This window comes from Streptomyces sp. NPDC001851 (assembly GCF_040297165.1).
GTDB lineage: Bacteria > Actinomycetota > Actinomycetes > Streptomycetales > Streptomycetaceae > Streptomyces.
Map to the genome: position 1 here is coordinate 11846 of NZ_JBEOYR010000002.1, position 21755 is coordinate 33600.

14 protein-coding genes, 1 tRNA gene and 2 pseudogenes are annotated in these 21755 nt (G+C 70.9%); 12 read left to right on the forward strand and 5 right to left on the reverse strand.

Annotated features, from left to right (window positions below; genetic code table 11):
• The first annotated feature begins 113 nt into the window (after window positions 1-113).
• Genes ABT171_RS03045 through cydC form a run of 4 tightly spaced genes read left to right on the forward strand, consistent with a single transcriptional unit; the run spans window position 114 to window position 5974 of the window.
• On the forward strand, window positions 114-1406 hold the full coding sequence (locus tag ABT171_RS03045; RefSeq protein WP_351239173.1) for a cytochrome ubiquinol oxidase subunit I: 1293 nt from the start codon (window positions 114-116) through the stop codon (window positions 1404-1406).
• Between the two features lie 60 nt (window positions 1407-1466).
• Entirely contained in the window at window positions 1467-2492 is a 1026-nt protein-coding gene (gene cydB / locus ABT171_RS03050) for a cytochrome d ubiquinol oxidase subunit II (RefSeq protein ID WP_351239175.1), read from the forward strand.
• Window positions 2493-2522: 30 nt separating this feature from the next.
• Window positions 2523-4241: a thiol reductant ABC exporter subunit CydD gene (gene cydD / locus ABT171_RS03055; protein WP_351239177.1), complete on the forward strand. Its 1719-nt coding sequence runs from the start codon at window positions 2523-2525 to the stop codon at window positions 4239-4241.
• Window positions 4238-5974 (forward strand): thiol reductant ABC exporter subunit CydC, encoded by a 1737-nt coding sequence (gene cydC / locus ABT171_RS03060; RefSeq protein WP_351239179.1) that lies wholly within the window; start codon window positions 4238-4240, stop codon window positions 5972-5974. The genes cydD and cydC overlap by 4 nt, the downstream gene beginning before the upstream one ends.
• 72 nt (window positions 5975-6046) lie before the next feature.
• Here cydC and ABT171_RS03065 read toward each other — a convergent pair whose 3' ends face one another.
• Window positions 6047-9244, reverse strand: a complete 3198-nt coding sequence (locus ABT171_RS03065; RefSeq protein ID WP_351239181.1) for an amidohydrolase family protein — start codon at window positions 9242-9244, stop codon at window positions 6047-6049.
• A 143-nt stretch (window positions 9245-9387) separates the two neighbouring features.
• On the opposite strand from ABT171_RS03065, the gene ABT171_RS03070 reads away from it, so the two are divergent.
• The 4 genes and pseudogenes from ABT171_RS03070 (at window position 9388) to ABT171_RS03085 (ending at window position 12856) form a co-directional block, all read left to right on the forward strand.
• Entirely contained in the window at window positions 9388-10371 is a 984-nt protein-coding gene (locus ABT171_RS03070; RefSeq protein ID WP_351239183.1) for an Lrp/AsnC family transcriptional regulator, read from the forward strand.
• 881 nt (window positions 10372-11252) lie between these two features.
• Window positions 11253-11328 (forward strand) — tRNA-Arg (locus ABT171_RS03075).
• A 180-nt stretch (window positions 11329-11508) separates the two neighbouring features.
• Window positions 11509-11916: pseudogene (locus ABT171_RS03080) on the forward strand (NUDIX domain-containing protein); the annotation flags it as partial.
• Between the two features lie 382 nt (window positions 11917-12298).
• A complete protein-coding gene (locus ABT171_RS03085) occupies window positions 12299-12856 on the forward strand; it encodes a DUF4145 domain-containing protein (RefSeq protein WP_351239185.1) in 558 nt (185 codons plus the stop codon).
• A gap of 103 nt (window positions 12857-12959) precedes the next feature.
• Here ABT171_RS03085 and ABT171_RS03090 read toward each other — a convergent pair whose 3' ends face one another.
• The 3 genes from ABT171_RS03090 to ABT171_RS03100 all read right to left on the reverse strand — a co-directional run bounded on the left by ABT171_RS03090 (window position 12960) and on the right by ABT171_RS03100 (window position 18242).
• Window positions 12960-15122 (reverse strand): hypothetical protein, encoded by a 2163-nt coding sequence (locus ABT171_RS03090; protein ID WP_351239187.1) that lies wholly within the window; start codon window positions 15120-15122, stop codon window positions 12960-12962.
• A gap of 203 nt (window positions 15123-15325) precedes the next feature.
• The gene (locus ABT171_RS03095; RefSeq protein ID WP_351239189.1) at window positions 15326-16699 is read right to left on the reverse strand and encodes a cryptochrome/photolyase family protein; all 1374 of its coding nucleotides are present in this window, start codon (window positions 16697-16699) and stop codon (window positions 15326-15328) included.
• Between the two features lie 16 nt (window positions 16700-16715).
• A complete protein-coding gene (locus ABT171_RS03100) occupies window positions 16716-18242 on the reverse strand; it encodes an SDR family oxidoreductase (RefSeq protein ID WP_351239191.1) in 1527 nt (508 codons plus the stop codon).
• Between the two features lie 300 nt (window positions 18243-18542).
• On the opposite strand from ABT171_RS03100, the pseudogene ABT171_RS03105 reads away from it, so the two are divergent.
• Window positions 18543-18725 (forward strand): annotated as a pseudogene (locus ABT171_RS03105) (GntR family transcriptional regulator); the annotation flags it as partial.
• A 135-nt stretch (window positions 18726-18860) separates the two neighbouring features.
• Window positions 18861-19361, forward strand: a complete 501-nt coding sequence (locus tag ABT171_RS03110) for a hypothetical protein (protein ID WP_351239193.1) — start codon at window positions 18861-18863, stop codon at window positions 19359-19361.
• 87 nt (window positions 19362-19448) lie between these two features.
• Here ABT171_RS03110 and ABT171_RS03115 read toward each other — a convergent pair whose 3' ends face one another.
• Window positions 19449-20474: a hypothetical protein gene (locus tag ABT171_RS03115; RefSeq protein WP_351239195.1), complete on the reverse strand. Its 1026-nt coding sequence runs from the start codon at window positions 20472-20474 to the stop codon at window positions 19449-19451.
• 81 nt (window positions 20475-20555) lie between these two features.
• Between ABT171_RS03115 and ABT171_RS03120 the strand changes: the two genes are divergently transcribed.
• Together ABT171_RS03120 and ABT171_RS03125 are read left to right on the forward strand one after the other, a co-directional pair.
• The gene (locus tag ABT171_RS03120; protein WP_351239197.1) at window positions 20556-20867 is read left to right on the forward strand and encodes a PadR family transcriptional regulator; all 312 of its coding nucleotides are present in this window, start codon (window positions 20556-20558) and stop codon (window positions 20865-20867) included.
• Window positions 20864-21628: a hypothetical protein gene (locus ABT171_RS03125; RefSeq protein ID WP_351239199.1), complete on the forward strand. Its 765-nt coding sequence runs from the start codon at window positions 20864-20866 to the stop codon at window positions 21626-21628. Before ABT171_RS03120 ends, ABT171_RS03125 begins: the two co-directional genes overlap by 4 nt.
• Window positions 21629-21755: the final 127 nt, after the last annotated feature.

The following is a 21755-nucleotide window of genomic DNA, read 5'->3' on the forward strand; positions in this document are numbered from 1 at the left end:
CGGGGTCACCGCACAGGTGACGGGCAACGGCGCCCGGCATCTGCACACGCGAAGCGAGGGCCCCGCATCCGTCCGACACCCACCCGGCCACCGTCCCTCAGGAAGGTCGCAACATGAGCGCTGCGGATCTGGCCCGACTCCAGTTCGCGGCCACGACCAGCGTCCACTGGCTGTTCGTGATCCTCACCATGGGGCTCGTCCCCCTCGTGGCGATCATGCACACCTGGGCCGCGTTCACCCGTGATCCCGCCAAGAGAGCACTCCGGGAGCGCATGACCCGCTTCTGGGGCCAGCTCTACGTCATCAACTACGCGGTCGGCATCGTCACCGGCCTCGTCATGGAGTTCCAGTTCGGGCTCAGCTGGAGCGGCCTGAGCAAGTTCGCGGGCAATGTCTTCGGCGCCCCGCTGGCACTGGAAACCCTCATCGCCTTCTTCGCCGAGTCCACCTTCCTCGGCATGTGGATCTTCGGCTGGGGCCGTATGCGCCGAGGCGTGCACGTCACGCTGATCTGGCTGGTCACGCTGACCGCGTACGCCTCCGGCTTCTGGATCCTGATCGCCAACGGCTTCATGCAGCACCCCGTCGGATACCAGGTCCGCGACGGCGCCGCCTATCTGACCGACTTCGGTGCCCTGCTCACCAACCCCAACGCCCTGATAGCCCTCGGCCACCTCACCCTCGGTGCGCTCACCACGGGCGGCGTCTTCGTCGCCGGGGTCAGTGCCTTCCACTTCGCCCGGGGCACCAAGGAGACACAGCTGTTCCGCAGTTCCCTGCGGCTGGGCGTCTGGGTGGGCATGCTCGCCTCGTTCTTCGTCATCATCGTCGGCCAGCTGCAGATCCCGGTGCTGAACCGGACGCAGCCCATGAAGATGGCCGCCCTGAACAACGACGGCGTCGCCCATCTGCAGGCGCAGCTCGTCAGGGAGCACGGGCCCGGCAACTACGTACCGCCGCACGACTGGCTGCGGATCGCGATGGACACGATGACGATCATCGGCAACACCGTGTCCACCATCACGTTCGTCGCCGTCTTCCTGCTGTGGAAGGACTGGCTGGTGCGCTGGCGTCCGCTGGCGTACCTGATGACCGCCGTGATCCCGTTCCCCTTCATCGCCGCCGTGGGCGGCTGGGTCTTCCGCGAGGTCGGGCGCCAGCCCTGGCTGGTGTACGGCCAGTTGACGGTCGACGACGCGCTCTCCCACGTCAGCAGGGCCTCGCTGGCCGTGTCCTGCGTGGTGTTCATCGCCATCTTCGTCGCACTCGCGGTGACGAACTGGACCCTGATCGCCCGCTTCGCCCGCCGCGGCCCGGACGCGACCCAGCTCGGCGCCACCGAGCCGCTCGCCGACGACGTTCCCGGCAGCGGCGCCGACGGCAGGCAGGCGGTCCCGGCCTTCTGAGCCGGTCCCACCGGTCCGGCGCACAGCGAACCTCCCCGCTAAGACGGAAAGTTGAACGACATGAGTCTGGAGACCCTCTGGCTGGGCCTGCTCGGCCTGCTCCTCGCCGGATACTTCGTGCTCGGTGGCTACGACTACGGCGTACAGATGCTGCATCCCTTCCTCCGCGCCCCGGACGGCGAGAAGGCGGAGCGGACCGGCCGGAACGCCGCCCTCGACGCCATGGCACCGTTCTTCCTGGGCAACGAGGTCTGGCTGGTGGCCTTCGCCGGTGTCCTGTTCGGGGCCTTCCCGCACCTGGAGGGCACCCTGCTGTCCGGCCTGTACCCGCTGATCGTGGCGATCCTCGTCGGACTCGTCCTCGGCAACGCCGCGGTCCAGCTGCGCGGCCGTGCGCACAGCGACCGCGGCCGCCGCTGGTGGGACGCCCTGATCGTGTTCGGCGGCACGCTGCCCGCGCTGTGCTGGGGCCTCGTCCTGGGCCTGCTGCTGCACGGCGTGCCCCGGCGGGCCGACGGCAGCTTCCACATCGGGGCCGGTGAGGTGTTCTCGCCGTTCGTGCTCGGCTGCGGGGTGACCACCGCGCTGCTCTTCGCCGCGCACGGGGCCGCCTTCGTCGCCCTGCGCTCGGCGCCCGGACTCGCCGCCACGGCACGCCGGCTGGGCGCGGCGCTCGTGCGCGCGGCCGGCGCCGTCGGCCTGCTCCCGCTGCTGCTGACGTTCTTCGGAGCGGGCGCCTCGATGACGAACCGCGCGACCTCGGCGGTCATCGCCGCCCTGTTCGCGGCGGCGCTGGCCGGTGCCTGGTGGTACCTGACCCAGGGGCACCACGTCCGGGCGTTCGCGGCCACCTGCTGCGCGGCGCTGCTGCCCGTGCTGCTCGTGGGGGCGGGCCACTACCCGTACCTCCTGATCAGCTCGGCCGGGGCGGGCCTGACGATCGACCAGGCCGTCACCGACAGCGCCACCCTGAAGATCCTCTCCGTGTTCGGCGTCGCGGTGGTCCCGACGATCCTGGCGTACCAGGCCTGGAGCTGGTGGGCCTTCCGGGGGCGCACGGGCCGGCGCCATCCCAGCTACTTCTGAACCGTACCCAGCGACGAGGGGGACCCCGGGATGAAGCCGGTCGAACGCCGTCTGATGCGGGAAATCCCGGCCCTGCGGCGGCACATGACGTACTCCGCGGTGCTGGCGCTGCTGGGCGCCGGGCTGGTGGTCGGCCAGGCGGCCCTGCTGGCGAGGGTCCTCGCGGAGGGCTTCGCCGGACACCCGGTGCGGGGCGCCTCGCTCGCCGCGCCGGCCGCCGTCATGGCGCTGCGCGCGCTGCTGACCTGGGTCCGCGGGACCCTCGCCCAGCGCGCCGCGGCCGACGCCAAGGACACGCTGCGGGACCGGATCACCGGCCGGCTGCGGCACACCGGCCCGCTGCGTCTGACGGCCCGCCGCCACGGCGAGACGGCCACCCTGCTCACCCGCGGCCTCGACGCCCTGGACCCGTACGTCGTCGGCTACCTGCCCACGATGACGGCCACCGCGGTGGTCCCCCTCGTCGTCGTCGCGTGGCTGTGCTGGACCGACTGGACCTCGGCTCTGATCATCGTCGTGACGCTGCCGCTGATCCCCGTGTTCGGCGCCCTGGTCGGCATGCACACCGCCCAGCGCACCGCCCGGCAGTGGCGGTTGCTGGCCAGACTGGGCGGCCACTTCCTGGACGTGGTGGCCGGACTGCCGACGCTGCGCGCGTTCGGCCGCGAGGAGCACCAGACCCGGGTGGTGGGCGAGATGGCCGACGCCCACCGGCGGGCCACCATGCGGACGCTGCGAGTGGCGTTCCTGTCCTCCCTCGTCCTGGAGACGGTCGCCACCCTCTCCGTGGCACTGGTGGCCGTGCCGGTGGGCCTGCGGCTGCTCGGCGGCGAGCTGGACCTGCGTACGGCCCTGACCGTCCTGTTCCTCGCCCCCGAGGCGTATCTGCCGCTGCGGGCCGCGGGCGCGGCCTTCCACGACAGCGCCGAGGGCATCGCGGTGGCCGAGCGGGTCTTCGCGATCCTCGACGACGAGAGCGGCGAGGACGGCATGGGCGGCCGGCGCGTGATCACCGGGCGCACCGCCGGCCGCGCCCCGGCCCCCGACGGCCGCACGGCGCAGCTGCGACTCGACGAGGTGACGGTCCACTACCCGGACCGCCCCGCTCCGGCCCTGCGGAACGTCTCCCTCACCGTCCGGCCGGGCGAACACGTGGCCCTGGTCGGCCCGAGCGGCGCGGGGAAGTCGACGCTGCTGTCCCTGCTGCTCGGCTTCACGGCCCCCGGTTCCGGCCGGGTCACCGCCGACGGCACCGACCTCGCGGACGTCGATCCCGACGCGTGGCGCGCCCAGGTGGCGTGGGTGCCCCAGCGCCCGCACCTGTTCGCGGTGTCCGTCGCGGACAACATCCGGCTCGGCCGCCCCGACGCCGACGACGCCGCGGTGCGGGCGGCGGCCCGGGCCGCCTCGGCCGACCGCTTCATCGAGGAACTGCCGGACGGGTACGGCACCGTGCTCGGCGAACACGGTGCCGGGCTCTCCGCCGGCCAGCGCCAGCGGATCGCGCTGGCCCGCGCGTTCCTCAAGGACGCGCCCGTGCTGCTCCTCGACGAACCGACCGCCCATCTCGACCCCGAGAGCGAGGCCGCCGTCACCCGCGCCACGGTCGAGCTCATGCGCGGCCGGACCGCGGTGGTGGTCGCCCACCGCACCAGCCTGCTGCCCCACGCCGACCGGATCGTCACGGTGCGGGCGGGCAGCCTCGTCACGCCTCGACCGGCCGTCACCGAAGGGCTGTTGGCCTCATGACTCCGCACAGCCGGGCCGCCGCGCCCGTCCGTGGGCGCGGGTCCCGCCCCACCGTCCGCCTGCTGCGCCACCTCCTGCCGTACTGGCGCAGGCTGCTGCCCGCCGCGCTCGCCGCGGCCGGCAGCGAACTCGCCGCCGCCGCGCTGATGGCCACCGCCGCCTGGCTGATCACCCGCGCCGCGCAGCAGCCGCCGCTCGCCTCGGTGAGCGTCGCGATCGTCGCCGTACGGGCCCTGGCCCTGGGGCGCGGAACGCTGCGCTACACCGACCGGCTCCTCGGCCACGACGGCGTGCTGCGGGCGGTCGCCGGTTTCCGCACCCGGGTCTACGAGACACTCGTGCCGCTCGCCCCGGCGGGCACCCCCGCCTTTCGCAGCGGCGACCTGCTGACCCGCCTCGTCGACGACGTCGACGCCGCCCAGGACCTGCTGCTGCGCGTCCTGATCCCGGTCGCGGCCGCCTGCGCGGTCACCACGACCGCCACCGCGACGGCGGCCCTGCTGCTTCCGCAGGCGGGCGCGCTGCTCGGGCTGCTGCTGGCCGTGGCGGGACTCCTCGTGCCCGTCCTGGTACTCGCCCTGTCCCGCCGTGCGGGCCGCGCCGAGAAGGCGGCGCGCGCCGAACTCGCCGTAGCCACCCTGGATCTGACCCAGGGGGCCGCCGATCTCGCCGCGTACGGCGCCCGGGACCGCGCCCACGAGCGGGCCCGCGGGGCCTCCGCCCGGATCGCGTCGCTGGAGCGCCTGGGGGCCCTGACCACCTCGTCGGCCTCGGCCGTGGTGCTGCTGCTCCAGGGCGCGGCGACGGTCGGCGTCACCTGGCTCGCGCTGCGCGCGCACGCGGCCGGCACGCTGCCCGCCGTGCACCTCACCGTCCTCGCGGTCCTCGCGCTGGTCTCCTTCGAGGCTCTCGTGCCCCTGCCCGGCGCGGCCCGCCGCCTCGTCGCGGTGCGGGCCTCCGCACGCCGGCTGGCGGACCTCATGGACACACCGCCCCCGGTCGCCGACCCGCCCGCGCCGGCCCCGCTCGCCACCGACGAGCCGCTCGGGGTGGACATCACCGGCCTGCGGGTACGACACCGCCCCGGCGGTCCCCCGGCCCTGGACGGGGTGAGCCTGCGCCTGCCGCCCGGCCGCCGGGTCGTGCTCCTCGGCGCCAGCGGGTCCGGCAAGTCGACGCTGATCGCGGCGCTCATGCGGTTCGTCCCGTACGAGGCCGGCAGCATCCTGGTCGGCGGGCGCGAACTGCGTGACTGCGCCGGGGCCGACGTCCGCCGCGTGATCACCGGCATGACCCAGGACGCGCACGTCTTCCACACCACGATCCGCGCCAACCTGCTCCTGGCCCGCCCCGACGCCACGGACGCCGACCTGCGCGAAGCGGCCCGCAGGGCCCGGCTCCTGGACTGGATCGAGTCGCTGCCCGACCGCTGGGACACCCTCGTCGGCGGGGACGGCGCCACCATGTCGGGCGGCCAGCGCAGGCGCCTGCTCCTGGCCCGCGCGCTGCTCGCCGACCCGCCCGTCCTCGTGCTGGACGAACCCACCGAGGGACTCGACCCCGACACCGCCGCCGCCGTACTCGCCGACATCCTCGACGCCACCCGCGGCCGCACCACGCTCCTGGTCACCCACGAGCGGTCGGGCCTCGCCGCGGCCGACGAGATCGTCACCCTCGACCGCGGCCGCGTCCGCCCCGTCCCCCGGGACGGCCTCGCCGCCCTGGCGCTCTGACGGCGCTCGACGACGGACGCGACGGACCGGCGAGCCCTGCCCCTCCTTTCGGCCGGGCAGGGCCGGATCCGCTCAGTGCACGGGACCGCAGCACGCGGTGCGCAGCTTGTGGCCGGTCCGCGCCCAGTGCTTCCGCTCCGCCGCCACCGCCGCCACCGCCGGCACGGACGAGACCAGCTCCGCCTGCTGGTACAGGACTCCGCCGCGCATCATGGACACGGTCCGCACCAGCGAGTCGAAGTCCTCGAACGGGTCACCGTCGATCACCACCAGGTCGGCCAGCTTGCCCGTCTCCAGGGTGCCCAGGTCGCGCTCCACGCCGAAGATCCGGGCGGGCAGCGCGGTCGCCGTGCGCAGGGCCTGCGCGGCGGTGAAGCCGCCGCGCCGCAGGGCGCGCAGGCCGAGGTGGATGCCGAGGCCGGTCGGGATGATCGGCGCGTCCGTGCCGAGCGCGAGCAGCCCGTTCGCGGCCGCCACCCGGCGGTAGATCGCGATCTCCCGGTCCAGTGTGGCCAGTTGCGGCGCGGTGGGCGGCGTCCCCGCGACCCGGCGCACCTCGTCCGTCTCCCACGGGGGCATCAGCCGGGTGACCCGCTCGTCCTGCGCCAGCTCCGGATCGGCGCCGAGCAGGGGGCCGGCCGAGAAGGGCGTGATGAGCAGGTGGAAGTCGCCCGTGGCGGTGTAGATCTCCGTCACGTCCTGGTAGGCGAGTTCACCGGCGGTGGTGGCATGCCCGTACTCCGCGCGCTGCGTCGCCTGCAGGTGCGTGGTCATGTCCTGGCCCACCTGGATGCCGGGAGACAGGTTGTGACTGCCCGAGCGCACGCCCAGCTCCTCGTGGGCGAAGCGCGTCGCCTCGCTCATCAGCCAGCCCGGCGCCCGTACGTACGTCTTGACGAAGTCCCAGTCGAGCGCCTTCGCCCGGGACAGGGTGCGCCGAAGCCCCTCGGACGTCGTGTGGACGCGGTTGTCCCAGGCCACGCGTGTTCCGTCGAGGACCTCGCCGGAGGTGATCAGCCGGGGCCCGGTCAGTTCCCCGGCGGCCGTCGCCTCGCGCAGCCGGGCGCCCTCGTAGGCGTAGCCGCCCATCGACACGGCGGTGGTGATGCCGTAGGAGAGCAGGATCGCCGCCTGCCGCCCGCCGTAGAGGGCGGACTGCGGGTGCATGTGCGCGTCCCACAGCCCCGGGATCACGGTCTGGGCCGAGGCGTCGACGCGGCGGCCGGCCGGGCGCCGTGCGCTGTGCGCCTCGACCGCGACGACGCGCCCGCCGCGGATGGTGATGTCGACGTCCTCCCGGACGGTGTCGTCGCCTCCGGTGCCGTCCCAGAAGCGGCCGGCGTGCACAACCGTGTCCTCGGGGGCCGGCCTGCGGTAGTCGAGCGGCATGGCGACCGTGCGCGCGGTGCCGCCGGCGACGTCGAGGAGCCTGAGCCGGCCCGCGGACAGGTACAGGATCCGGCTTCCGTCCCCCGACCAGGTGGGGTGGTCGGCGGCCTCGTCGGACACGCGGCGCGGTGCGCCGTCGGGGCTGCCGTCGGCCCGTACCGGCAGCAGCCACAGCGCGGACTCGACGACGACGGCCATGTACCGGCCGTCGGGGGACCAGACCGGTCCGTTGCTGTTCCGGTCGGATATCGACGTGTGGGGTGCGACGGCGTAGGTGCGCGCCGTACCGTCGGCGGTGTCGATCACCCGGATCAGGTTGTAGCCCTCGCGGAAGCGCTGGTTGATCCGGTTGCGGAAGCTGACGGCCACATGACGCCCGTCGGGGGACCAGCTGGGCCGGCCCGACAGCTCCCCGCCGGCCGGGCTGGCGGCGAGGACCTTCTCCTGGCCGGTGCCCAGGTCGCGGACGAGCAGGTTGGCGGACAGGTCGAAGCAGGCCAGCCGGCTGCCGTCGGGCGAGAGCACCGGCTGGATCCGCCCTCCCGAGGCGAGCACGCTCTCCTCGCCCGTGGCCAGGTCCCGCCGGCGGACGGCGGGCAGTCCGTCGCGGTCGTCGCTGTACAGCAGCGCCTTCCCGTCGGGCGTCCACGCGGGGGCGTACACATAGCCGGTGCTCTTCGCCCGGGCGATCCGGCGCGGCGCCCTTCCTCCCGAGACGTCGCCGGTCCACACGGAGTTGAGCGCCATGAACGCCACCTGCGTGCCGTCGGGCGACAGCGCGGGCAGGTCCAGCGCCCGTACCGACCGGGTGTCGGTGCCGTCCAGGTCGAACGTCTTGACCTGGTAGTCGGGCCGGTCGACCGGCAGCGGCGCGGTGAAGGGGATCTCCTGCCGGGTTCCGGGCGCGTCGACGGCCACGACGGTGAAGCGGCCGTCGATGGTCAGCAGCAGTTCCTTGGCGGACACCCAGCGCGGCGGTACGGGCGCGACGTCACCCTTGACCGCCACCGGTTCGCCGGCCACGACGAGGGTGCACGAGGCCTGGGGCGCGGGGGTGGTGCGCAGGTAGGCCAGTGTTCCGGTGGTGGAGACGGCGGGCACGAGGAGCTGGGCACCGCTGGAGTCGGTGTGCTCCGTGGTGACGGCACCGCTGCCGTCGGCCGCGACGGACGCGATCGTGTGTGCCGTGAAGACACCCTTCTGCACAGCGGCCCGGACGAACAGCACGCGCTTGCCGTCCGGCGACCAGACGGGGTCGAAGTCCTCCCACATCTCCTCCTGGGCCGGCCCGCTCTGGCCCGGCAGCCCGGTCAGCCGGGTGAGCTTGCCGGTGCTCAGCTCCAGCACCCAGATGCGGTAGGAGGCGCCCGCCACCGGGTCGCCGTCGCGCTCGGAGGCGAACGCGATGTACCGGCCGTCCGGCGACCAGGCCGGGCCGCGGTCGTCCCACGGCCCGTCGGTGCGCTGGGTCAGCTCCGTGCCGTCCGGCTTCAGCGTCCAGATGTGATAGCAGCCCGAACGGTAGGCGGAGACCGCGATCAGCCTGCCGTCGGGCGCGTGCACGGGCCGCGTCGCCTCCAGATCCGCCGGAGTGAGCGGTACGGCTGCGCCACCCCCGCGCGGCACAGACCACAGCACGTCCTGCACGTCGGCCACCAGCCGGTCACCGGCGGGCGCGAGAGAGGCGGCGCCGTTGGTGGCGGCGGTGAAGGTCAGTGTCTGTCTGCCGGCCGGCTGCGCGCGGGTGCCGGCGGCCCCCGCCCGGGTGCCGGTCCCGGCGGCGTGGGCACCGGTGCCGGTGGCGAGGCCGCCCGCCGCAGCCGCGCCCGCCGTCGCCGCGGTCTGCAGCAGCCGGCGGCGCGATATGTGAGGGTTGGTCATCTGTCCTCCTGTACATGCCTGGTGGCCTCCTGCGGGCAGGAAGCCACGCGTGATCTTCATGCGAACGCCGCCGCTGGCAGCACTCCGTGCAGGATCCGGTCCGCGCTGGGCATTTCTTTGCAGGAACGCGCGCTGAGGAAGGTGTGGAGACCAACATCGACAACCTGGACCGGCAGATCGTCAACGCCCTGCAGATCGAGCCACGCGCCTCATGGGCAAAGGTCGCCGCCGTGCTCGGGGTGGACGCGGCCACCGTCTCACGCCGCTGGAACCGGTTGCGCGAGGCGGGTCTGGCCTGGGTGACCGCATACCAGCCAGGGCCCGGCGAGTGGCGCACGGCCGCCGTGGAGGTGGAGTGCGCCGGCAATCCGCTCGAAGCGGCCGCGGCCGTGGCGGGTGACCGGGAGTGCTTCGCCCTGGACGTCACCTCGGGCGCACGCGACCTGCTGCTGTGGGTCCGATGCGACAGCGAGGTCGCCCTCGGCGACTACCTCCTGGCGCGCCTGGGCGCCCGGCCGCAGATCCGGGCGGTCCGCGCCCACCTGGTCACGTCCTTCCTGAGCGAGGCCAGCGACTGGCGCCTGGGAGCCCTCAGCCCGGCCCGGGCCGAACGCTTCACCGGCCGCACCCGCCACACCGTCTCCCCGGCTCCCGCGCTCTCCGCACTGGACCGCGCCGTCCTCGCGGCCCTGCACGAGGACGGGCGCATGCCGTCCACCGAGATTGCCTCCCGCACCGGCATCTCGGTACGCCGGGCCCGGGACACCGTGCAGCGCCTCCTCGCCGACCGGCGCACCGTGCTGCGCACGGACGTGGCCGTGCCGGTGTCCGGCCGCCCTGTCCAGGCCTGGTACTTCATGCGCGTGCCGGCCGGCCGGGTGGCGGCGGCAGCCGCGCAGCTGACCCGCCTGGCACAGACCCGCCTGGTGATCACCACGGTCGGCACCTACAACCTGATCATGGGCGTCTGGCTGCGGGAACTGTCCGACGTCAGCCGCCTGGAGGCCCGGATCGAGGACCGCCTGGAGGGCGTACGCATCCCGGACCGCTGCGTCACCCTGCGCACCGTCAAGCGCGCGGGCCACCTCCTCGACCCGCACAGCAGACACCTCACGTTCCTACCCTGACCTGCGGTCCCCACCGGGCCAGCCGTGACCTGCGGTCCCCATCCGGCCTGGCCTGACCTGCGGTCCCCACCCGGCCAGCCCTTACCTGCGCTCCCCACCCGGCCAGCCCTTACCTGCGCTCCCCACCCGGCCAGCCCTTGCCTGCGCTCCCCATCCGGCCAGCCCTTACCTGCGCTCCCCATCCGGCCTGGCCTGACCTGCGCTCCCCACTCGGCCTGCCTGACCGGCATCCCCGGACAGCCTGCCGATCCGGCTTGCCTGGCCGGCCCTCATTGGGCCTGGCCGTCTGGCCTTCATCCGGCCTGCCTGTCTGGCCTGTGCAGCTGGCCCCAGCCGCCCTGCCCGGGTGACCAGCCCAGCCAGTTCCCCATCCAGCCTGCCCAGCCGAACTGCCCGTCTGACCTGCCCAGCCGACCGCCCATCCGGCCTGCCGAGTCGGCCGCCCCATCCGGCCCGCCGGGTCCCCCCGGCCGGTCTCCCTAGCCGACGTCCCCGCCGATGTCCCGCCGATCTCCCCAGCCGGTCCGCCCTGCATGCCTCCCCAGGCAGCGGCCACCGCACCGGGGCGGCGTGCCCGAACCCCTCCTGCCGCCGTGGCCTCCTGCCCCGGCATGGCGATTCATCGGCTTCTCAAGTGGCGACCGCGCGCGTGCCTACGCCCAGTCTCGCGCTTCACCAGGCCCACCCACACCAGCGCGTCTTCCCGCCCACGCCACCGACGCCGGCCTGCTGATTCCCCTCGGCGACCTGCCGCCCGGCAGCCAAAACGACCAACCCTCCAGCCGCCACAGCGCCAGCCGCTACACTGTGGGCGGTGGCACAGCTGCACGCCAGCTCTGTCACCGCAGCACTGCCGGAGACACGTTTTCCGACAGATCCCCGCCTTCGTAGCTCAGGGGATAGAGCACCGCTCTCCTAAAGCGGGTGTCGCAGGTTCGAATCCTGCCGGGGGCACCAGGTCAAAGGGCCTTCTCCCACGGATTTCCGTAGGTGAAGGCCCTTTGACGTCTACTTCTGACATCAACGGTGGCGGTCACTGACGGCCGGGGCGCCTCCGTAGCAGGCGGTCCATGTGGCTCATGGCCTCGCGCTGAGTGTCCTGTTCACCACCCACACCGGCCGCCCCCGTGTCATTCAGTGTCCGTCGTCGGGATCACCACACGCGAGGACAACGGGATCCTCGCCATCCGCAGAGCAGACAGCGACACCTGGGAAGCACCTGGCGGCGCCGTGGAGCTGCACGAGGACCCCCAGACCGATGTCATCCGCGAGGTCTTCGAGGAAACCGGCATCACGGTGCGCGTACGCCAACTGACCGGCGTCTACAAGAAGATGAAGCTGGGCGTCGTGGCCCTGGTCTTCCGCTGTGAGCCAGTGGCCGGCACGGGGTGCACTTCCATTGAGACAACGGCCGTCGACTGGCTCACGCTCCACGAGGTCCAAGAGCGCATGTCCGAGGTCTTCGCGATCAGAGTCCTGGATGCCCTGGACGACCACGGCCCCCACGTTCGGAGCCACGACGGCAAGCACCTCATCCCAGCGGGACAAGACTTTCCCCACTTCATCAGGGCGGCTCGCTCCGCTCCCCGCGCGCGGCACGGCGATCAGACGCCTGCCCCCAGAGAAGGGGTACGTCGTGGCTGGGGCGGTCGGCTCCACGGCTTTAGGCAGCCCCTTTGGTGCGAGCCTTGAAGATCATGGCCCCAACGTCGTGTTTTACCGGGCAGGTCCACAGACTGCCCGACGCGCCGGAAGCTTACGGGACCATGATCACTAGCGCCAAAGCAGCTCCAGCCCAAAGCCCGCTCCACCGACCTTTCGAAAAAAGGCCCTCCGGCTTTCGCCACCTAGCTAGTCTCTTCTCATGCCTTGGGACGAACGATACTCATTCCGAGACTGCCCGTGGTGTGGTCTCACGAATACCCGGTTGACAACCATCAACGTCGACCAGCAAGTGGTTGACAAGTGGGGCGAGCGTAAGTTTTGGGCGACTCTCGGATGCCCAGCATGCGGAAACGCCGTTCTGGTGCGTCACGGCGCCCCCGGCAGTGACGACACCAAAGTGTACGAGGTAGTGCCGACCTCCTCTCACGCCAAGACAGACATCAGCCACCTACCAGAGGACGTGGCACGCTACTACAATGATGCCCTACTCGTGCTTCGCGTAGGCGTGCCAGACGCCGCCGCCGTTCAACTCAGGCGCACGCTGGAAGCCGCCGCGGCTCACTACGAGATCAGAGAAAAGATCCTCATGAAGAGTATCGAAAAGCTGATCGCCGACGGTCACGTCACGCAATCGTTCGGGCCGCTCCTGCATCACATCGGATCCATCGGCAATGTGGGCGCCCATGCGAGCGATGAACGAGTGGACCAAGAAACGGCAGAGCGGGCGCTTCGCTTCACAACCCAACTTCTCCGAAACCTCTTCGAGGTGCCGGGTGAACTTGACGAGCTGACGAAGAACGGCACCACAGTCGCGAAGTAAGGGCGACTCGGCTACAAAGGCGTGGATTACGGCCCCTGTTGCGCTATGCGGCAGCAGGGGCCGATTCACTCGCGCAATGGCGACGACTTGAACTCGGAAACTGTCACCCTTTTCGCGACGCGAATTCGACGAGCCTCTGACTGACAGCTACTACGGCCCCCGACATTTCAAGCTCCCGGAGCTGAGGTCGTGAAATCCCCAGCTTGGCGAACTCCGCGAGGTCGAGCAGATACATGCTGTTTCGTACCTCCACGCAGCCAATGCTTTGCAAAAAGTCCAGCGCAGTTCGTGCCCGCCGATTCTCGCCGATAATAAGGTTGTCAACGAATGGCTGAAAGAGGGCAGCTTCCCCCTTCTTTGCGTCTTTGAATCGCAACACAATGCGCCGCAATTCCAGATACAGGGCTGACGCCTCGCGGGCATTTGAATGCAGCTTGGAAGGGCTCAGCTTCTTCTGATATTGCGTCCAGGGGTAATACAAGTCATCACAGAGCACGTGAAGCTGTGCGGACTCGACCCGGATCTTCACGTTCTCGCTGATGAGATTGGCAACATTCAGCAGGACCGGCATTTCGGCCTCATCCCCCGCGCCGAACACCTGGACGTCTTTAGCCACGACGAGCAGGTCGTGGCAAGCTACGTAAACACTCGGCCCGAATTTGAAGGAGCTTCCTTCGCCTCCGAGCATCACCTCTGGCACCTCGTAAATCTCCGCGTTGCTCAACTCGCGCGGAAACGTCAGAGTCAGGCTGCCCTCGTACGACGCAAAGCCGAGCGGCCCCATAGTAAGAACCATCTCACCTCGCGGCTTTGACGATACGGCGTAAGACGCCAACAGCCTGTTACCAGTCCTCCCTACAGTGAAGTGCAGGGTGTCACCTGCGAGGCACATCGACTTGAAGGATTCGTAGAGGGCTCCGAATAGCTCAGAGTGGCAAGTACTGACAGACACCCCCTTCACTCGCGTGAGAGCATGTGTGAAATACGCAAACATCGGCGAATGCTTCCACTCAGAAGAGAGCAGTCGACTCCGAATTGATGCCCCAGCGTCACCTGCGGTAGTAACGCTAGCCAGAGATCGCGCCGTCACGTAATCGCGAAAGATTACGTTGAACCATTCAGAACCACGCAAGAAGGGGTGGTTTACCAGCTGTGCCGTAACGGCCACTTCGTAGGGCTCCCGCAGGCGCTCAGGCAGATGGGCTGGCAGCTCTACCGATGTTGGAATGTTCTCTACGTAGTCAAGGAGGCGTGTGCACTGCTCCTCGGGGGCGTACAGGGCAGCCGACAGCCGGCGATCCCCGAACGATTCGAACTCCATAGTTTCAATGAACTGAGTTACAAACTTGTCTTGTTCTCGAACTAGGAGATGATCAATTACCTGCGCGACCAGGTGCCAATGCGCTGTTCCCTCTGCCGCTTCGGATGACGAGAAGTCTCGATGCAGCGTTGTGAAGTTATCCACCGCCAGAAATTCCGCAGCAACATCCAAGACCGGTGCATATCCGAGGAAATCTCGGACAGATGGATCTTCCCAGATATCCGAGCTTCGGTTAGAGATGACAGAAGCCAATAGGGAGAACAGGGTATCGCGAGCTTTTTCGTAGGGAACGAGGTAGCGACGGTGCACAGCTTCTTTCCCCGAAGCCGCGTACACTTCGGCCATGCGAGCATCCAAGTATGTTTCAGCTTGAGCGCGCCCGAAGGGAAGAATCTCGAAGTGGGAGTATTGGAGATTCCGCTTTTTGAATAGTTCGGTCAAGGACCGCGCGCTCTCAGCTCGGGAGAGCATGATCATGGCAGGGTTGCCCGACATGTCGGATGCAGTCTCGGCCACGTCTCGAAGAAAGGCCTGGAAGTTCGCTTGGCCGGATCGGATCTCCGCCTCGTCGAGAGCATCAATAATCAGGGTCGCGCGCCCACCCCTCATTTCTTCGACAAAGTTCCCAGCTTTTCCTGGGCTCATTGATTTCCACAACGCCCCTTCGAGTGCGTTGCTTCCTACATGAAGAGTCGAAAGGTCGACGATAGGCGCCCTGAGTGTGTTACTCAGGTAGCGTGCTGCTGTCGTTTTCCCTACGGCAGCTGGCGCCGTAATAAGGATCAGCGAGGGAGTCACCGGGTCGCTGACATGCGTAATACGAATCTCAGGAATGACATAGTTTTCCTTCGGTTCGCGTTCCTCTCGTACACCCTTTGAGTCTGAAATCAAACCGACCCAGGACGCTTGCACGCCGCAAAGCTTGGCCAGATCGCTAAGAAGCACGCCTTCTCCCCACCCGCAGATCACGTGAACTCACATGCATAACATGACAAGCCACCCCCTGTCCTCGGATCCGTTCTTTTGCCTGCCTGGCTTGACTACGCAGGCGATATGTGACTGAGGCGTCCTCTAACCAACGGCTGCTAGCGGCGTGCCAGACCCGTGATGAAACCCAGGTCAGCGGCCTGGGGTTTGTTTTGTTCCGGTCACTCGGCGCCCCGTCGTTCCCTGAACCGGGCGGCGGCCGCGGCGAGGTCCACGATCGGGGCGGGGTAGTCCAGGCCCGTGCGGCCGGCTGCGTCGAGGTGGGGGACGCGGTGGACCGCGGTGGCGTCGAGGTGGCGGAGCTCGGGGAGCCAGCGGCGTACGTACTCCCCGCCGGGGTCGTACCGCCGTGCCTGGACGAGTGGGTTGAGGAGCCGGTTCGGGCGGGTGTCCGTGCCGGTCCCGGCGACCCACTGCCAGTTGAGCTGGTTGTTGGCCACATCGCCGTCGACGAGGAGGTCCAGGAAGTGGCGGGCTCCCGTCCGCCAGTCCACGTACAGCGTCTTGGTGAGGAAGCTCGCCGCGAGCAGGCGGGCCCGGCCCGGCATCCAGCCCTCGTGGCGGAGCTGTCGCAGGGCGGCGTCGACGACGGGGTAGCCCGTGCGGCCGTCCTGCCAGGCCTCGAACTCCTGTGGCGCGTGACGCCAGCGGTCGTGCCGGGGGCGGTAGTCGTGGTCGGCCGCGTCGGGGCGGGCCGCCAGGACCTGGTGGTGGAAGTCCCGCCAGGCGAGCTGGCGGACGAAGGCACGCGCACCGGGATCGTCCCGGGCGCGGACCCGGTGCAGCAGTTCGGTGGGTGAGAGGCAGCCGAAGTGCAGGTAGGGGGAGAGCCGGGAGGTCGCGTCGGCGGCCAGGTCGTCGTGCCGGTCGTCGTATGCGGACAGCGGACCCGCCAGCCATGACCGCAGCCTGCGGCGGGCCTCGGATTCCCCGCCGGCGGGCAGGTCCGGCGACGCGGAGCCCGACGCGAGGGACTCGGCGCGGGGAAGGCCTGCCGAGCCCACGTCCGGCAGCCGTACGGCGTGCGGTGCCGGCAGGACCCCGCGCACGGAGAAGCCCTCCCACCGGCGGAAGTACGGGGTGAAGACGGCGAAGTGGTCCGTGTCCTTGCCCGCGGGTGTCAGCGCCCCCGGCGGGACGACCGTCAACGAGGCTTCGTGGACGCGTAGTTCGCGCCGGTCGCCGGCCAGCTCCGCGCGCAGCCGGTCCTCGCGCCGGGCCGCGTAGCGGCTCACCCCGCCCGCGATGTGCACCACGGCCGCCCCGGTCTCCGCCGCCACCCGGCAGGTCTCCTCGACCACGTCCCCGACGCGCACCACCAGCCGGCCGCCCCGAGCCCGCAGGGCCGCGTCGAGGTCGGCCAGGCTGCCGGCGAGGAACGCCGCGCGGTTGGGTACGGCGAAGCCGGTGCGGCGGATGCCGCTGTCGACGACGAAGAGCGGGACCACACGTTCCGCGTCCTTCAGCGCGGCCTGGAGGACCGGGTTGTCGTGCACCCGCAGGTCGGCGGTGAACAGGGCGACCGAGACGCGCACGGTTCCCCGAGCCCCCTCAGCGGGCACGGGCCGGTTCGGGGGCGGCCGATTCGGCCGCGGCGGCGATGTTGCGGACCATGCCGCCGAAGACCGCGGCATGAAAGGGGGCCACGCCCCACCAGTAGGCGTGCCCGGCCAGGCCGTGCGGATGGAACAGCGCCCGCTGCCGGTACACCGTGCGCCCCTGTGGGTCCTGGTCGACGGCCATCTCCAGCCAGGCCAGGCCCGGCAGCCGCATCTCGGCGCGCAACCGGAGCAGCCGGCCCGGCTCGATCTCCTCCACTCGCCAGAAGTCCAGGCTGTCGCCGGCCCGCAGCCGGGTCGCGTCCCGGCGGCCCCGGCGCAGGCCGACACCGCCCACCAGGGTGTCCAGCCAGCCCCGCAGGGACCAGGCCAGCGGCGAGGAGTACCAGCCGTTCTCGCCGCCGATCGCCTCCACCACCCGCCACAGCGCCTGCGGCGACGCCGCGACCGTGCGCTCGCGGTGATCCGTGTAGAGGCTCCCGCCCGCCCAGTCGGGGTCGGTGGGCAGCGGGTCGCTGGGGGCGCGGGGAGTCGAGGCGGAGGACCACCTGGTGGCCACCTCCGCGTCCTGCACGCGCCTCAGAGCCAGCCGGATCGCCCGGTCGAGACCGACCGGTCCCTCCGGCGGTTCTGGCACGTAACGGACGATGTCCCGCTCGGCGCAGACCACCTCGTGCTTCAGCGACTCGACCAGTGGGCGCGCGAGAGCACCCGGAACCGGGGTGACCAGGCCGACCCACAGGCTGGACAGCCGTGGGGTGAGCAGCGGAACAGGGACGATGACGCGTTTCGGCAGCCCGGCGACGACGGCGTACCGCCGCATCATCTCCTCGTACGTGACGATGTCCGGTCCGCCGATGTCGAAGGCGCGGTTCACGTCGTACGGCAGCGTCGCGCATCCCACGAGGAAGCGGAGCACGTCGCGGACGGCGATCGGCTGGATACGGGTGCGCACCCAGCTCGGGGTCACCATCACGGGCAGCCGCTCGGTCAGATACCGCAGCATCTCGAACGAGGCCGAGCCCGACCCGATGATCACGGCTGCCCGCAGTACGGCGGTGGGCACGCCCGAGCTCAGGAAGATGCGGCCCACTTCTGCCCGGGACCGCAGGTGGGGCGAGAGCGCGTGCTGGGGTACTCCGGAAGGGCTCAGACCGCCGAGGTAGACGATCCGACGGATTCCGGCGGCCCGCGCCTGCTCACCGAAGACCCTGGCCGCACGCCGATCGGTCTCCTCGAAGCCCCGACCGGTGCCCAGCGCGTGCACCAGGTAGTACGCGACGTCCATGCCCTCCATGGCCGCGCGCACGGCCCCCTGGTCCGTCACATCCCCGCGCACGGCCTCCACCTGCCCAGACCACGGATGGTCCCGCAGTTTGCCGGGCGAGCGGGCCAGGCAGCGCACGGAATGCCCGGCGGCCAGCAACTCCGGCACCAGTCTTCCGCCCAGGTAACCGGTGGCGCCGGTGACCAGACAGCGCAGCGGCCGGTCGTCGTCGGTCATGCCGGTCGCACGCATGCCCGTCGAGTGCGCCTTGTCCGGCGACGGCCGGCGGACCGGGGGGCAGGAATCGTCATGGCTCTCATGTCCTCCTGGGAGGTGCCTTCTGATGTGCCCTATCGCTGTTCCCTGACCCCCATGCTTGGGGGCGCGGACGAACACCGCAACCTCGCCGTCCCCGGCCGGAGGGTGGTGACAACGGGTTCGGCGCACGCCTGGGTGCCAACCCGTCCCGGGGCACGCCGGTATCGCGTGCCCTGTCCGTGCCCGTAAGCGCGGACAACCACGGTCGACTACGGGCGCCCGGCACCTGTACAGGGCAAGCGAGGCGTTTGGGAGAGCCGGACCGACGCCAAGGTGCCGGCGCCGGTGGACATCGCTGCGGGGCTCGGGATCGCCGAAGGAGACCTGTGCGTCCGGACGACGTACGAGTTCCTGGCCGACGGCAAGCGTGTGCAACGGTCTACGAGTTGGGAGCCGTACGACCTCACCGCCGGTACTCCCGCCGCGCACTGCGAAATCGGGTACGAGATCCCGATCAACCGCCAGGATGTGTGCCCGTTTTGACACCCCTTGCCCTCGGAGAGACGCTGAAGGGCAGGGCCGAAGGGGGGCGAGCCACGTAGGAGGCTTCCCGTGAACGGTCGATGCGTACGCCTGGCGGTGCTGGTTCCCCTGGTGGTGTCGTCGTTGACAGCGGGGGCAGTGGAGCTTGCCGCCTCGCCGGCCGCGGCGGCGTCGCCCACCTGCGGTGTCTCGCGGGCCGACGGTCCGGCGAGCCTGGCGGTCGTCGGCGAGGGCTTCGAGCCGGACAAGGCCGTCTTCATCGAGTCCGCGCACGGGGCCCAGGGCACCGAGCGGACGGACGTCGGCGGAAACTTCTCCGCGACGATCACTCATGCCCGCGGCACCATCACTGCCCGGCAGGTCGGCGGCCCCGAGGTCAGGTGCGGCACGGCCGAGCAAGGGGCACGCCAGAACGCCCAGGAGCAGTACGCGGCAGGCTACAAGGCGGGTTACGCGGCCATGAAGAGCGACTGCGACGTGCGGGGGCTGCAGCGCGTCACGGTCAACGAGAACTTCCGGAGAGGGTTCAGCGACGGCGCGGCCGCGGCGGCGAAGTTCTGCGGGGGCTAGATGTATTGACCCGTTCGGACAGCTCACGGGCGCAGATCATCCGTGCCGCTGGTGCGTGCGCTGTGGACAGTCGCATCGTCACGCCTTTCACTGGTGCGTACCCGGTCGTCGAAGGTGGGTGACGGCCGCGCCGAGGCGGCGGCGCGGGCCGGAGGAGTCGTACGGGCGGCAGGCGAGCAGGACGGCGGCCGTGACCAGGGACGTGACCAGCCCCGCGCCGAGTGTGAGGGCGGCCAGAGCCGGTACGGACGTCAGCGCGCCCGTCCCGAACACGGGCCACAGGGCGTCACGGAACGCCGTCGCCGCACTGATCGCGACGCATCCCGTGACCACCGACGCCTCGGCGATGCGGCGGGGCCGGGTGCGCGGCGGCCGGGCGATGAATCCCGCGACCGTGTTGCTGATCACGCAGAACGCGAGGTGGGAGGTCGCGACGACGATCAGCATCCAGGCGGTGAGCAGCGGGTCCGTCCAGCCTTCGCCGATGGCCTGTGCGCCGGTGATGGCCGCCGCGTCCAGCGTGCTCAGCGTGACGAACAGCGTCATCGCGCGGCGGCGCACCGTCGTCACGGCGTCCGGACCGGCCCAGGCCCTCAGTACGGGTATCCGCCGGCAGACGAAGACGGCATCGCCGAGCCAGTCATGCCGCCGGCCGCCGGACGGGCCGCACCCTCGGTGGCATCGCACGAGCAGCACCGCGATCGCCGCGGCGAGTACGGAGTTGACGACCAGTCCGCCGATCAGCACCGGTCTCCACGCCCCCGAGGACGCGGCAGGTGCGCCGGCGACGACCGCGGCCCACTCGGACACCACCGTGAGTCCGACCAGCGTGACCATCGCCGCCGCCGCACGCACCGTCTGCCGCACCCGGTCCGCGCCTCCCGGCGCCCGCCACGCGAGCAGCCGTAACGCGATCACCAGCGCGAGTACGGGCACGGTGAACTGGGTCAGGGACACCACCACGTCGTACGGGTCGTCCTGCCACGGGCTGGCCGCCCGGACCGTCTTGTCCTGGGTCTCCAGCACCGTCAACGCCTCGAACACACCGGCCGCGCCGAGGCTCGCCCACACCACGGCCGAGGAGGCCCGGCCGTTCTCCTTCACGTGTTCCATGGCCGTCATAGTACGCGCCTCGTACTACGTGACAAGTAGTATCGCGGCTCGTACCATGTGGGACTGGAGGCAAGGAGACCCATGCACAGCAACGACGCCCAGATGCTCGTGCTCACCGTCCTCGCGGACGGGCCGCGGCACGGATACGCCATCAACACCGCGATCGAAGAGCTCACCGGCCGCCGGCTCGGCCCCGGCAGCCTCTACGGCGCACTGTCCCGGCTGGAGGGGCGCGGGCTGATCCAGCCCGCGGACGACGCGGCCGGAGACCGGGAACGCCACCGCACCATGCGGATCACCGACGCGGGCCGCGGCCAACTGCGCGCCGAGCTCCAGCAGATGGCCCGGATCTCCGCCGCCGGCCTGCGCGCGCTCGGGGTCAACCCGGCATGAACGCGGCCACGCTCCTGACCCGCCTCTACCCGCCGGCCGTGCGCGAGCGATGGGGCGAGGACATCAGGCACGAGGTGTCCGCCTCCGGAATCCGCTCCTGGCCCGACACCCTGGCAGGGGCCGCGCGGCTCTGGTTGCACCCCGGCGACTGGCCCGAGACCTTCAGCGGCCAGACCCGCCGGGTGCTGACCGTCGCCCTGTTCGCGCTCACCGCGGCCACCGGGCTGCTGCTGCGCTCCACCGAACCCTCCACCACCCTCACGGCCGATATCCACCACCCCGCCACCAGCCTGTGGCTCGCGCCGCTCCTGCTCGGCACCGGTCTCGCCGCACCGCTTCCCCCGCTGAACGGCGCGGCGCTCCGCAGCCTGACCGCCGCGGCGTTCCGCACCCTGGCAGCCCCGGTCGCCGCGGTCGCCGCCCTGTGCCTGACGGCCTGGAGCGGCCTGGGCGAACACCTCACGGGCTGGGCCGACGCCGCGATGGTCCTCTCCTACTGGCTCACGCTCGGATTCGTCGCGCTCCGCCTGTGTGTCCTCGTCGCCCGCGCCTCCCGGACCGCCGCCCTGCCGACCACACGCCGGCTGTCCACGGCTCTGCTGCACATCGGCGCAGGGCTGGCCCTCGCCGCGGGCCAGAGCCTCCTCGGCGTCGTCCGTACCGCTCCCCTCCCCGGCTCCCTCACCGAAACCGTGGCGCTGGGGCTCCTGGCCGCCACGGCCCTCAGCACCGGCCACGATCTGCGGCGGAAGAGGGCATAGGCCCCGGCAAGCGCGCCGCAGCGGGACTGCCCGATCGGCGAGACGGCGGTCACGGTCACCGCCGAGTACCCGGGCCTCACCCTGCGCCGTGACCCGATCACCAAGTGCGCGGACATCAGGCAGTGGG